Source organism: Rufibacter psychrotolerans (genome assembly GCF_016924645.1).
GTDB classification, from domain to species: Bacteria; Bacteroidota; Bacteroidia; order Cytophagales; family Hymenobacteraceae; genus Nibribacter; species Nibribacter psychrotolerans.
Genome location: NZ_JAFFJV010000011.1, coordinates 216,587 through 230,574, shown reverse-complemented (window position 1 = coordinate 230,574; position 13,988 = coordinate 216,587). Strand labels below are relative to the sequence as shown.

General features: G+C 54.0%; 10 protein-coding genes and 1 tRNA gene. 5 read left to right on the top strand and 6 right to left on the bottom strand.

Translation table 11 applies throughout. From position 1 onward, the window contains the following. Positions 1-711 precede the first annotated feature (711 nt). The 4 genes from JT718_RS11950 to mltG form a co-directional block, all read right to left on the bottom strand. Positions 712-796 (bottom strand) — tRNA-Ser (locus JT718_RS11950). A 137-nt stretch (positions 797-933) separates the two neighbouring features. Next, the gene (locus tag JT718_RS11945) at positions 934-1,893 is read right to left on the bottom strand and encodes a YihY/virulence factor BrkB family protein (RefSeq protein ID WP_205502928.1); all 960 of its coding nucleotides are present in this window, start codon (positions 1,891-1,893) and stop codon (positions 934-936) included. Then, the gene (locus JT718_RS11940; protein ID WP_205502927.1) at positions 1,890-2,303 is read right to left on the bottom strand and encodes an acyl-CoA thioesterase; all 414 of its coding nucleotides are present in this window, start codon (positions 2,301-2,303) and stop codon (positions 1,890-1,892) included. Before JT718_RS11940 ends, JT718_RS11945 begins: the two co-directional genes overlap by 4 nt. Positions 2,304-2,542: 239 nt before the next feature. Next, positions 2,543-3,634 (bottom strand): endolytic transglycosylase MltG, encoded by a 1,092-nt coding sequence (gene mltG, locus JT718_RS11935; RefSeq protein ID WP_205502926.1) that lies wholly within the window; start codon positions 3,632-3,634, stop codon positions 2,543-2,545. A gap of 309 nt (positions 3,635-3,943) precedes the next feature. Here mltG and JT718_RS11930 point away from each other — a divergent pair, with 309 nt between their 5' ends. Further along, positions 3,944-4,573, top strand: coding sequence for an L-threonylcarbamoyladenylate synthase (locus tag JT718_RS11930; protein WP_205502925.1), 630 nt, complete (start codon positions 3,944-3,946; stop codon positions 4,571-4,573). A 167-nt stretch (positions 4,574-4,740) separates the two neighbouring features. Here JT718_RS11930 and JT718_RS11925 read toward each other — a convergent pair whose 3' ends face one another. Beyond that, positions 4,741-5,688 (bottom strand): lysophospholipid acyltransferase family protein, encoded by a 948-nt coding sequence (locus tag JT718_RS11925; protein WP_205502924.1) that lies wholly within the window; start codon positions 5,686-5,688, stop codon positions 4,741-4,743. A gap of 203 nt (positions 5,689-5,891) precedes the next feature. Continuing rightward, positions 5,892-6,905, bottom strand: coding sequence for an LLM class flavin-dependent oxidoreductase (locus JT718_RS11920; protein ID WP_205502923.1), 1,014 nt, complete (start codon positions 6,903-6,905; stop codon positions 5,892-5,894). A 369-nt stretch (positions 6,906-7,274) separates the two neighbouring features. Between JT718_RS11920 and JT718_RS11915 the strand changes: the two genes are divergently transcribed. The 4 genes from JT718_RS11915 to JT718_RS11900 all read left to right on the top strand — a co-directional run bounded on the left by JT718_RS11915 (position 7,275) and on the right by JT718_RS11900 (position 13,842). Next, complete coding sequence (locus JT718_RS11915) at positions 7,275-7,892, top strand: WbqC family protein (RefSeq protein ID WP_205502922.1); 618 nt, start codon at positions 7,275-7,277, stop codon at positions 7,890-7,892. A gap of 99 nt (positions 7,893-7,991) precedes the next feature. Further along, complete coding sequence (locus JT718_RS11910; protein WP_205502921.1) at positions 7,992-10,592, top strand: ATP-dependent Clp protease ATP-binding subunit; 2,601 nt, start codon at positions 7,992-7,994, stop codon at positions 10,590-10,592. A 421-nt stretch (positions 10,593-11,013) separates the two neighbouring features. After that, entirely contained in the window at positions 11,014-12,576 is a 1,563-nt protein-coding gene (locus tag JT718_RS11905) for an acyl-CoA carboxylase subunit beta (protein ID WP_205502920.1), read from the top strand. Positions 12,577-12,771: 195 nt separating this feature from the next. After that, complete coding sequence (locus JT718_RS11900) at positions 12,772-13,842, top strand: M42 family metallopeptidase (protein WP_205502919.1); 1,071 nt, start codon at positions 12,772-12,774, stop codon at positions 13,840-13,842. Positions 13,843-13,988 lie beyond the last annotated feature (146 nt).

The window sequence follows — 13,988 nt, the reverse complement described above, 5'->3', positions numbered from 1 at the left end:
GTTCTGCTGTTCGGCCCTTAAGGCAACTTCTGCCTGCTTCTTTGCCGTCAGTTTAGCTTGGCAGGGCCCCGACTGGTTCACCCGGGTCAGGTATATCTTGATCATGCCGAGTATAGCCGGTGCCAAGGTGTATAAGTGGAATGGGCTCCTCATTCATATATGTATGCAGCAAGCTTGGCCAGGCCCAATTTTGGTTGGGATTACACCTCCTGCCCTTTCTGCATTAGCGTGGCCAACCATACATAGCCTGCTGATAACCGGTCTACCAGGTCTTATTCAGTACGTTTCTATTGGGTTAATAAACCCCCACTATTAGATACAGACTATCGGGGCATCTCCCTATGTTGCGTGAAAAGGGAAGATGCTCAGAAAATTACGCACCTTAACATCAGTATATGTAACTGAAGAACTTCCGCGAGTATGCAGAACTAGTAAGCATGAGGGTACGCTATAAGAAAAAGCCTGTAAGGCTATGTCTTGCAGGCCTTCTATAGTATTATGTGTGGACAAAGAGGGAGTTGAACATCAATGATGTCAAATAAGACCTATTATTTGCTTCATAGATCTAAAACTGCCTAGCCATGAGCTTGTGTTAAGCTCATGCAAAGAGGAACTGGAATTAGATTCGCACCTAATAGTATCCGATATATGCCCGAACCAAAAACAAAAAAGCCCTGCAACTTTCGCTACAGGGCTTTTTCTATTTACTCGCAGAGAGAGAGGGATTCGAACCCCCGGACCCGCAAAGGTCAACGGTTTTCAAGACCGCCGCAATCGACCACTCTGCCATCTCTCTAAATGTGATACAAAAGTAAGGGATGAAACGGTACCTGTCAAGAGGGGTGCCGTAAATTTCTGCACATTTTTGTGCCGAAAAAGCAAAAACAACCCCAAAACAGGTGATTCTCAACAAGAAACATCCGTGAGTTTTTTCTAAATCTTTCGGCCTTTTTTAGGGGCCAGGTCCCCTTTGCCCTTCTCCAGGCGCTTGGTAAGGGCATCAATGCTGATGTTCACCTCAAACCCCACAATCAGGATCATGCACACAAAGTCCAGCCACACCATCAGACCAATGAGGGCGCCAATGGAGCCGTAGAACTTGTTGTACGAGTCAAATTTGCCCAGATACAGCGAAAACAGCCAGGAAACCAGAAAGATGAGCACCGTGGCCACCACCGACCCCGCGCTCACAAACGGCCACTTGTCATGCACGGCCGGCACGTAGTAGTAAATCATGGAGGTGGCCAGGAAGAACAGCAACACCACCGCCACATACTTCACCGACACGATGAGCCCGTAGGTGAATGACTCGGTCACAATCTCATAGAACACCAGGGCATCCAGGATGTAGGTACCGAAGAAAATGGCTCCGATGGCCAGGAACAGAATAAGGGCCAGGGCAACGGTGAGCAGCGTAGCAATGATGCGCTTGCGCAGGTAGGTGCGGCGGCGGAACGTCTTGTACTTCTTGTCAAAGGCGTCCATGAGGCTCATGATGCCGTTGGTAGACAGCACCAGCGCGAAGAGAAAACCGAACGACAACAAGCCGCCCCGGGGTTTGTTCACAATATCCTCAATAGTATCAACCGCGGCAGTGTAGATCTCGGGTGGCATCACGTCGCTCAGGAGCGTGAGAATGTCCTGGTCCAGGTGGCCCACCGGAATGTACGGAATGAGTGTGAACAAAAAGATGATGGACGGGAAAATGGCCAGCGTGAAGTTGAAGGCCATGTACGAGGACCGCTTGGTGAGCGAGTCCATTTTCAGCTCATCCAGCATGACCTTGAGCACATGGTACACCGATACCTGGCCCTCGCCAAAGCGCAGCCGCTTCAGGAAGACAATCAGTTTCCGGTACCACCGGTGCTCTGCCAGGCGCTCGTACACGTTCATGCGGTAAAGTAAGGATCTAGCTGGTCATGGATGTAGTGCGGTATGCCCGTGGGCCGGCCGGTCTTCATGTCCACAAACACCATAATGGTTTCGCCCACGTTCAGCAGCACCTGCTCCTCATTGTACACCTCGTACTCAAACTTGATGCGGGCCCCGTGGGGCTTGTTCTTCAGGAAAAGCTTCACGGTAAGCAGGTCGTCATAGCGGGCGGGCCTGATGTACTTGCAGCGCAGCTCCAGCACCGGCATCATGACGCCCTCCTGCTCCATCACCTTGTAGTTGATGCCCAGCTTCCGGAACGTCTCGGTGCGGGCCACTTCATAGTAGGCGCCGTAGTTGCCGTAGTACACGTAGCCCATTTGATCGGTCTCGGCGTAGCGCACGCGTATCTGCACGTCAGATGTAAACACAGTTCTAGTCGTTTAAGTAGGTTGCGGACCTGTTTTAAGCCTGTTTCCTGGAAAACCCGCCCAAAACAGAAGCCCCGTTGGCCGGCTAGGCCGGACGCTGCCGGAGGAATGGGTCAGATGCTCCGGGCCTTTCTGCCCCTGCCCTGCCGCCGGCTAGCTCCAGGACCGGGCCCCAAAAGCCGGGTTCCTGAAAAGCGTTTAGGAGCCGATTTTCCAAAATCAGCTCCTAAACGGGCAGGTTATTTCATGATGTTGCGTTGGTTCATGGCGGCGTGGAAACGCTGGGCGTTCCGTTTGTGCTCGGCCATGGTCACGGCAAAGGCGTGGTACCCCGAAAAGTCTTCCTTGGCGCAGAAGTACAGGTACTCGTGCCGCTCAGGGTTCAGCACCGCGTTGATAGAGGAAATAGACGGCAGGTTGATGGGCCCCGGCGGCAGGCCTTTGTTCAGGTACGTGTTGTAGGGCGAGGGCGTGCGCAGGTGCTTGAGCAGAACCCGGCGGATGCTGAAATCGCCCACGGCGTACACCACGGTGGGGTCGGCCTCCAGGGCCATGCCGCGCTCCAGGCGGTTCAGGTACACGCCGGCAATGCGGGGCCGCTCATCGGCGTGCACGCTCTGCTCGGCCTGCACAATGGAGGCCAGCACCGACACCTCCACCTTGCTCAGGCCCAGGTCTTTGGCCTTGGCCTCGCGCTCCTTGGTCCAGAAGTTGTCGTATTCCTTCTTCATGCGCTCCATCATCTCCGGGGCCGGGGTGGTCCAGTACAGCTCATAGGTGTTGGGGATGAACATGGCCAGGATGGTGGTGGTGTCAAAGCCCAGCTTCTGCGTGAACGCGGGGCTGTTGAGCAGCGAATCAATCTCGGCGGGCGAGGAGTCAATAAAGGTGCTCAGTTTCTGGGCCAGGTCTTTCTTGAGGCGCACGTTGGTATAGGTCAGCTTCACGGGGTCCTGGTCGCCGGACCGCAGCTTGGCAATGAGCCGGTAATTGGTCATGCCGTCTTTGAGCTCGTAGCGGCCGGGTTTCACCAGCTCGGGGTAATCCATCAGCTTGGCCATGAACCGGAACGAGAGCCGGTCAATGATCACTTTCTTGGCATCAATGGAGTCCATGGCCTGCTCATAGGTGGCCCCTTTGGGGATGAGCACATAAACCGGCTCCCCTTTGTTCTCTACGTTGGCGGTGTACACAATCTGGTAGGCGTAGTAAGAGAAGCACACAAACAGGAACATGAACACCACTAAGACGTACGTCCACTTGCTGGTTTTACGAGGTTTACGCGCCGACCTTCTGGGACCGGGCGTAACGGGTATGTTTTGTTCTGACATAGTAGGCAAAGGTACAAATTTAATGTGCTAATGGGGAAATGTGCTGATGTGCTAATTGGTGCTTTAAGATCCCCTACCCGCTGAGGTTCCAAACAACTGAGGTCCGGCCTTATGTTTTAAGGCAGTTTTCTGCAAACCGACTTAAAAACGGAATTCTGGGTTTAAGCGTATGCACTGAAACGTGACAAGAAACTACTTTTTAAAGTTGGAATTCATTTATAGGTTAACTGATTCACAAAACCCGTTAGCGGATTACAAGCCGCATCCTAAATTAGCACATCAGCACATTTACTCATTAGCACATTAACCATGGCACAAGCTACCTTGCTCCGGATTCACCCAGACAACCCACAAGGCAAAGGAATTGCCCAGGCAGTGGACATCCTCAAAAAAGGCGGACTGGTCATCTACCCCACCGACACCATCTACGGCTTGGGCTGCGACCTGCACAACGCCCGCGCGGTGGAGCGCCTTTGTCAGATCAGGGGCCTTAACCCGGCCAAAGCCCATCTGTCGTTTATCTGCCATGACCTTACCCACATCTCAGACTACGCCAAGATCTCCACACAGACCTACAAGGTGATGAAGAAGGCCTTGCCGGGGCCGTTCACGTTTGTGCTGGAGGCCAGCAGCAAGGTGCCCAAGATTGGGGGCAAGCGCAAAGAAACCGTGGGCATCCGGATTCCGGACAACAACATTCCCCTGGCCATTGTGCGGGAACTGGGCAACCCCATTGTGTCTACCTCCATCCACGACGAGGACGAAGTAGTTGAGTACACCACCGACCCCGAGCTGATCTATGAGAAATACCGCAACCTGGTAGACCTGGTCATTGACGGCGGCTACGGCAACAACGTGGCCTCTACCGTAGTCAACTGCGAGAACGATGCGTTTGAGGTCTTCCGCCAGGGAGCCGGCATCATTGAGGATTACCTGTGATTTAGTCCTGAGTCTTGAGTGCTGAGTCTTGAGTCAAAAGAAGCCTAAGTTATTTTTAGGCTGATTTCCCAAGAAGCGCTCAAAAACAACGAAGCCCTGCCAAGTACTGGTAGGGCTTCGTTGTTATGATGAAGCATCGAATTTGGACCCAACTCTGAACTCAGCACTCAAGCCTCAGGACTAGCCGCTGCCTCGGGCTGCGGCCGCTTGTGTTTCCAGCGTTTGTGCGACCACAGGTACTCGGCGGGGTGAGCTTCAACCCACTGCTCCAGCCTACGGGCGAAGGCATCGGTGAGCGGGTGGCCCTCTTCCTGTACTTCCTCTGATGGGGCGGGCAGCAACTCCTGAAACTCAATCTGGTAATACCCGCGCCTGAGGTGGCGCATGCCAACGAAAAAAGTAGGGAAGTTAAAGGATGTTCTCAGTTTCTCAGCTCCCACATAAAAGGGAGTGTCCTGGTGCAGGAAAGTAGTCCAGTACTGAATTTCACCGTAGGGCGGAACTTGGTCTGATAACAGGGTCAGGATTCGTTGCTGATTTCTGTGCCTGATAATATGGCGCAAGGTGTCTTTCATGCGAACCAGGTTGATCCCGAACCGGCCTCGCATAAACTTCATGAACTCCTCAAAAAAGGAACTGGCCAGCGGTTTGTACACGCCGTCAATAGGAAATGCGAAAATGCTGTTTCCGGCAGCAGACATGTATTCCCAATTGCCCAAATGCGCCCCTAAAATCATGACCGGCCTTCCGCTGGCAAGCATTTGAATTACCTTCTCACTTCCAACTGAGGTCACTCTCTTTCGCAAATCCGTAGGCGAGAGCGAAATCAGTTTCAGGCATTCTACAATGAGGTCGGTTAAGTTCAGGAAGAACTGCTTTTCAATCTGCTTCAGCTCGGCGGCGCTTTTGCCGGGGAAAGAGCGTTGCAGGTTCTGCCGCACCACTTTCTTGCGGTAGCCCACCACGTGGTACATAATCCCATACAAACACGTGGAAAAAGCATACAGCACCGGGAACGGCAAAAGCGAGATGCCCTTCAGCAACCACCACAAGGGCAGCTGACCGGCGGTAAGCGCTGGGCGGGTGGCGGAGGCAGTAGATTGATTTTGTTGCATTTTCAGAGAAACCGGCCGAAAACAGGAAATTCCCGCTCTGCCGCCACAAAGGTAACACGCAAACGCAAATTCCGGCAGTCTGAGTCTGGCCTTCGGCGCCTGCGCGCAAGTCCGTTCTACCCAAAAGAAAAGCCGCCCCAAGCGGGAAAGTGGCATTGAGCTACTTTCCCGCCTGGGGCGGCTTTCTGGAGTTGTCCTGCGGATTAGTTGGGCTTCTTGAAGAAACCGGAGATGAGCTCATAGGAATGCAGGCGAGCGGCATGGTCATAGATGCTGCTGGTCACAATCACCTCGTCTACCTGGGTCTGGTCCACAAACCGCTGCAAACCTTCTTTCACGGTCTCGGGGTTGCCCACAAACGAGCAGCGCAGCATGTTCTGCACCGCGTACTGCTCAGAGGCATCCCAGAGGCCATCCATGCTTTCCACGGGCGGCTGCATCAAACCCGCGGTCCCCCTGATCACCCCCAGGAAGGAACGGTACATGGTAGTGGCCAGGTAAGCGGCTTCTTCCTGGGTGTCGGCGGCCACTACGTTCACGCCGGCCATCACGTAAGGTTCCTTCAGGTTGCCCACCGGCTTGAAGCTGTCGCGGTACACCTGTATGGCACTGTGCAGCATGGCGGGCGCAAAGTGGCTGGCAAACGCGTACGGCATGCCTAAGATACCGGCCAGCTGTGCGCCAAAGGTGCTGGAGCCTAGTATCCAGATGGGCACGTAGGTTCCCTCGCCCGGCACGGCCCGCACTTTCGCCGCTGGGTCGGGGTCGCCCAGGTAGTTGTACACTTCCACCACGTTCTGCGGAAACTCATCTACCGACTGGTGCTGGTCACGGCGCAGGGCCATGGCGGTGAGGCCGTCTGTACCCGGTGCCCGGCCCAGCCCCAGGTCAATGCGCCCGGGGAACAGCGTGGCCAAGGTCCCGAACTGCTCGGCCACTACCAGCGGCGCGTGGTTGGGCAGCATGATGCCGCCAGAACCCACCCTGATGGTGGAGGTTTCCCGGGCGATGTGCCCAATCAGGACGGCGGTAGCCGAACTGGCGATGCCCGGAAAGTTGTGGTGCTCGGCCATCCAGAACCGCCGGTATCCCCATTTTTCCACGTGTTGCGCCAGGTCAACGGCGTTCTTGATGGCATCGGCGGCGGTTTTTCCCTCCTGGATGGGCACCAGGTCCAGCACCGAAACGCTTATATCTTCTAACTTCTTTTTACTCATGGTTCTGCTCTAATTTGTTTCGCCCTGGCTGGGCAGTACACTCTCTTTACGAGCGCGCTTATAAAAGGCCAAAGTAAAGGCATAAAGTTCTGCGCGGCCGCACCGGGCCCGTATCTTCCAGGATACCGCGTTTCCTGTTTTGCCCCTGATTTTGGGAAATAGGCACCAAAACGGCCCTGGCTACGTTACTTATGGGAGCGGCTGCGCGTTGGGCGCGAGGCAGATACTCCTCCACTTTTGGGCCCTGCACCGGGAGCAGCCGGCAGCAAAGCTCTGGCACTTTCCTGAACGAAAGCCCCTGCCGCGCTCCCTAAAAATTGCAAGTCCTGGAAAACTTCTTTACTTGCACCTGTTCCATAGCACTTTTTCATGCATTTATTAACTGAACTGCAGTACAACCCCTGTATTTTATACTTTCAGCAGGCTTTCAGGGCCCAGGAACTGCTGTTGGAGGCCCATGAACATTACCAGAAACAGAGCTACCGCAACCGCTGCCACATCCTCACGGCCCAGGGGGTGGTGCCGCTCTCCATCCCGGTGGTGAAGGGCAACAGCAAAACCCTGATCACCGAGCTGGAGATAGATTACAGCCAGCGCTGGACCGACATCCACTGGCGCACCATCCAGAGCGCGTACGGCAACGCGCCCTTCTTTGAGTTCTACGCAGACTACCTCAAAGCCGTGTATGACCGCCGGCCCGCGCACCTTTTTGAGCTGAGCCTAGATTTATTCAAACTTTTCAATAAATTCCTGAAGTTAAACAAACCCATAGGCTATACTCAGACGTATGTAAAAACCTATGAGGAGCCGGTGTTGGATTGGCGCAACGCGCTTCACCCAAAAAAGGAGCCTGACAATTTGCGTCTTAGCCCCTACCGACAAGTGTTTGGCAAACAATTTGCATCAAACCTGAGTATACTGGACTTGTTGTTTAACCTTGGCCCAGAGGCATCTATTTACCTACAGAACTCAGCGGCTTTCTGTTGAACATTTGCCCCACTCAGCTTGTTTACCATAATATAGCAGAAGCCTAGGCAACAACCAGTTGCAGCTTACGCACAACAACAAATTACTAGACTAGACTACATGGAAGCCAAATTCTCAAATAGAGTAAAAGAGGTGATCTCTCTGAGTCGCGAGGAAGCCATCCGTTTGGGGCACGACTACATCGGCACCGAGCATTTGCTTCTGGGAATGATCCGCGAAGGGGAAGGAACCGCCATTAACTTGCTTAAAAAGCTGGGGGTACCCATGGAGGAACTTAAGTACGCACTTGAGCAGGCCACCAAGAATACCGCCAGCCCTAATACCAATATTACCGGTAGCATTCCGCTTACCAAGCAGACGGAGAAGGTCCTGAAAATAACGTACCTGGAGGCCAAAATCTTCAAGTCAGACATTATAGGTACAGAGCACCTGTTGCTGTCTATTTTGCGGGATGAGGATAATATTTCATCGCAAACCTTAGCCAAATTCAACGTGAACTATGAAGCCATCCGGGATTCGTTAGATTACCATGCTAACAACCCCCTCGCCTCCTCAGATACCGACGATAACGACGATAACGACAAACTCTTCGGCTCCTCTTCCAAAGGAGGCGCGGGCGCTGCCGCCAAGAAGGGCACTGAGAAATCCCGCACTCCGGTGCTGGACAACTTCGGTCGTGATCTCACCAAGTTAGCCGAGGAAGGCAAATTGGACCCTATTGTGGGCCGTGAGAAAGAGATTGAGCGCGTGGCCCAGGTGCTGAGCCGCCGTAAGAAAAATAACCCCATCCTGATTGGTGAACCCGGGGTAGGTAAAACGGCAATTGCCGAAGGCCTCGCCCTGCGCATCATCCAGAAGAAAGTATCCCGTGTGCTGTTCGGCAAGCGTGTGGTAACCTTAGACCTGGCCTCTTTGGTGGCCGGTACTAAATACCGCGGCCAATTTGAAGAGCGCATGAAAGCCGTGATGAACGAGCTGGAGAAATCTCCTGACGTGATCCTGTTCATTGATGAGCTGCACACCATTGTGGGCGCTGGTGGAGCCTCCGGTTCGCTGGATGCCTCTAACATGTTCAAGCCTGCGTTGGCGCGCGGTGAGATCCAATGCATTGGCGCGACTACGTTGGATGAGTACCGTCAGTACATCGAGAAAGATGGTGCTTTGGCCCGTCGTTTCCAGATTGTGATGGTAGATCCTACCACGCCAGAGGAAACCATTGAGATTCTGCACAACATCAAAGATAAGTATCAGGATCACCACCATGTAACCTACTCAGACAAAGCCATTGAGGCCTGTGTGAAGTTGAGTGACCGCTACATGAGCGACCGTTTCTTGCCAGACAAGGCGATTGACATTCTGGATGAGGCCGGTGCCCGCGTACACATCAACAACATTGTGGTGCCAGATGATATCCTGAAACTGGAGCAGCAGATTGAGAACATCAAGGATGAGAAGAACCGCGTGGTGAAAAGCCAGAAATACGAAGAGGCGGCTCAACTGCGTGACAAAGAGAAGAAACTTCTTGACCAATTAGACGCCGCTAAGAAATCTTGGGAAGAAGAAACCAAGAAGAAGCGCTATGCCGTGAAGGAAGAGAACGTGGCCGAGGTAATCGCCATGATGACCGGTATTCCGGTAAGCCGCGTGGCCCAGAACGAGAGCCAAAAGCTGCTCAAGATGGGCGAAGAGCTGAAAGGCAAAGTGATTGGACAGGAAAAAGCGATCACTCAGTTGGTGAAAGCCATCCAGCGGACCCGCGTTGGCCTGAAAGATCCAAAACGCCCTATCGGTTCGTTCGTATTCTTAGGTCCTACAGGGGTTGGTAAAACTGAGTTGGCCAAAGTGCTGGCTACCTACCTGTTTGACAAGGAAGACGCCCTGGTACGTATTGACATGAGTGAGTACATGGAGAAATTCAGCGTATCTCGCTTAGTGGGAGCGCCTCCCGGATACGTGGGTTACGAAGAAGGTGGTCAGCTGACTGAGAAGATCCGCCGTAAGCCTTACTCTGTGGTCCTGTTGGATGAGATTGAGAAAGCGCACCCAGACGTGTACAACCTGCTCCTGCAAGTGCTGGATGACGGTGTGCTGACCGATGGTTTGGGCCGTAAGGTGGACTTCCGGAACACCATCATCATCATGACCTCCAACATTGGGGCCCGTGACCTGCAGGACTTCGGGGCTGGGGTTGGTTTCGCTACCAAAACCCGCCAGGAGAACATGGACGACATCATGAAAGGCACCATTGCTTCTGCCTTGAAGAAAACGTTCTCTCCTGAGTTCCTGAACCGCTTGGATGACGTGATCGTGTTCAACTCACTGGCCAAAGAAGATATCCACAAAATCATTGATATCTCGCTTGCCAAGCTGTTGACCCGTATCAAGACACTGGGCTACACCATTGAGATCACCGATAAGGCCAAAGACTTTGTGGCCGAGAAAGGATACGATTCTAAGTATGGTGCCCGTCCGCTGAACCGGGCCATCACCAAGTACATGGAAGACCCAATCGCGGAGGAAATCCTGAAAGCCGAACTGGCCCACGGAGACACCATTGTGATTGACTACGAAGAGGGCAAGGAAGAGCTCACCTTCACCCACCGCAAGAGCGATGGGGTAAGCCGGGACACCTCAGACGACCTGCCAGACGAGACTTCCTCAGAAGAGGAAACTCCGGCCGCAGATAAATCCAAAGAGTAATATACCTGCCAATACTGAAAGGCTGACAGACATTCTGTCAGCCTTTTTTGTTTCTGGGATGTTTTTCAGAAAACAGGCGGCAAACGGTCCCCCCGGTGGTGGGAAGCCGTGCAAAGCAGGACTTTGAAGTAAGGCAAGAAAGAGAAGCGGCCGCAGGCCTTGCCCACGCCGGCAAAATGAAAATAGCGCACGAGGCGTTGCCGCCGGGCAGTTAGGGGCTACTTTTGGCTAAACGGCTCCAAAACAGGGCGGCGGGTTTCACCACAGAAGGCGGAGCAGGCAGCATGCCAATGCTACCGTTCCTGTAAAAAATCTAATTGTGCCCCTGAATTGCCGATCTATAAGAAAAGTACCCCAAAAATTTCACTCTGCCCCAAACTTTTCTAAATTTGATTTCTTGTACCAACATTAAATTGCATCAATGTCAGACCAGCTATCGCACAACAGTAAATTTGAGACATTAGACCGCAAAAATGCCGAGGCGCTCTTAGGAGGCGGCCAGGCGCGCATTGATGCCCAGCACAAAAAAGGCAAACTCACCGCCCGCGAGCGCATTGACTTACTGCTAGACGAAGGTTCTTTTGAGGAAATTGGCAAGTTTGTGATGCATCGCTCCAAAGACTTCGGGCTGGACAAAGAATACTACCTGGGCGATGGCGTGGTCACCGGCTACGGAACCGTGAATGGCCGGCTGGTGTACGTGTTCTCGCAAGACTTTACCGTGTTCGGCGGTTCCCTCTCTGAGACCCACGCCGAGAAGATTGTGAAGATCATGGACCTGGCCATGAAGAACGGCGCCCCCGTGATTGGCCTCAACGACTCGGGCGGGGCCCGCATTCAGGAAGGCGTGGTTTCCCTGGGTGGCTACGCCGATATTTTCTATAAAAACACCCTGGCCTCCGGCGTTATCCCGCAGCTTTCGGCTGTGATGGGGCCTTGCGCCGGTGGGGCCGTGTACTCCCCCGCTATCACAGACTTTATCCTGATGGTGGAGAACACCTCCTACATGTTCGTGACGGGGCCTAACGTGGTAAAGACCGTGACCCATGAAACCGTGACCTCAGAGGAACTGGGCGGGGCCAGCACCCACAGCACCAAGAGCGGCGTTACGCACTTTTCCTGCGCCAATGAGGTGGAGTGCATCCAGAACATTAAGCAACTGCTCAGCTACATGCCGCAGAACTGCGAGGAATTGCCCCCTGCCCTGCCGTATGAGCCCCAAGGCGACGAGACCCGCGAGGTACTCAACACCATCGTGCCAGACAACCCCAACCAGCCGTATGACATCCGGGAGGTGATTGAGGGCATCATTGACACCGGTTCTTTCCTGGAGGTGCACAAGAACTTTGGGGAGAACATTGTGGTGGGCTTTGCACGACTGGCCGGTCGCAGCATCGGGATTGTGGGCAACCAGCCGGCGGTTCTGGCGGGGGTTCTGGACATCAACGCCAGCACCAAAGCGGCCCGTTTTGTGCGGTTCTGCGACTGCTTCAACATTCCGCTGCTGGTGCTGGAAGACGTTCCCGGCTTCCTCCCTGGCACTGACCAGGAATGGCGCGGCATCATCACCAACGGCGCTAAACTGCTCTATGCCTTCTGCGAGGCCACCGTTCCCCGTGTAACCGTGATCACCAGAAAAGCGTATGGCGGGGCCTACGACGTGATGAACTCCAAGCACATTGGCGCTGATTTGAACTACGCCTGGCCTACCGCCGAGATTGCCGTGATGGGTGCCAAAGGTGCCGCCGAAATCATCTTTAAACGCGAGATTGCCGCTTCTGAAGACCCCGAGGCCAAACTGGCCGAGAAAGTGACCGAGTACCAGGAGAAGTTCGCCACGCCGTACCGGGCCGCCCACCGCGGTTTTGTGGATGAGGTGATCTATCCGTCACAGACCCGCGCTAAACTCATCAAGGCGTTTAAGATGCTGGAAAACAAAGTAGACCAGTTACCCAAGAAAAAACACGGGAACATTCCCCTATAAGGCCGCGTGTATCCAAAGAGGCAGGCAACCGGCTTTCCCAGCCAGGGTCCGGCCTCTGAAAACCCAACGGCTAGAATTTATTATTCAATATTCAATGGCGCCTTTGGCCGGTGACCTCAAAGCACCCCGGCCAGCAATTATTACACCTGACAAACAACATCCGGAGAGTGCTTTGCTCCGCCTAAACAGAAAGCTATGAGAGAAGAAAGCTTTGAATTTCTTAAGACCTACCTCAACAATGCCGCCCCAACTGGCTTTGAGACCCCGGGCCAGCAACTGTGGTTAGACTACATTAAATCGTACATTGATGAGTATTTTGTAGACACCTACGGTACGGTGGTGGGCGTGATTAACCCCAAGGCCGAATACAAAGTGGTGATTGAGGCCCACGCCGACGAGATTGCCTGGTTTGTGAACTACATCACCCCAGAGGGATACATCTACGTGCGCCGCAACGGGGGTTCCGATGCCGTGATTGCCCCCTCCAAGCGGGTGAACATCCATACCCAAAACGGTCCGGTGAAAGCGGTGTTCGGGTATCCGGCCATTCACGTGCGCAAGCCAGACCAGGACAAAGCCCCCACCGTGGAGACCATTTTCCTGGACTGCGGCGCGGCCAACAAGCAGGAAGTGGAGGACATGGGCATTCACGTGGGCTGCGTGGTCACCTTTGACGACGAGTTCTGGGTGATGAACGACAAGTTCTACGTGGGCCGCGCCCTGGACAACCGCATTGGCGGCTTCATGATTGCCGAAGTGGCGCGCATGCTCAAGGAAAACGGCAAAACGCTGCCCTTCGGGCTGTACATTGTCAACGCGGTGCAGGAAGAGATTGGCCTGCGCGGCGCCGAGATGATTGCCCACCGCATCAAGCCCAACCTGGCCATCATCACCGACGTGACCCACGACACGCAGAGCCAGGGCTACGAGAAAAAAGCCAACGGCGACCTGCACTGCGGCAAAGGCCCGGTGCTTACCTACGGCCCGGCCGTGCAGAACAACGTGCTCAACATGCTCATTGACGTGGCCCAGAAAAACGAGATCCCGTTCCAGCGGGCGGCAGCCACCCGCGCCACCGGCACCGACACCGATGCCTTCGCCTACTCCTCTGAGGGTGTTGCCTCTGCCCTCATCTCGCTGCCGCTCAAATACATGCACACCACCGTGGAAACCGTGCACAAAGACGACGTGGAAAGCATCATTCAGTTGTTCTACCACTTCCTCACGCAACTAGAGAGCGGCCACGACTTCCGGTACCTGAAATAGGCCGTTTTGAGTCTGTTTTTCAGAAAACAGGCTCAAAACGCAGACATTACACCAGACCTGTGGGGTTTCCAGAACCTCACAGGTCTTTGTGTTTTAACCCTTTCGCATCTAAACCCAGCGCTTTAAACCCGGTAAAAGGCTAGCAA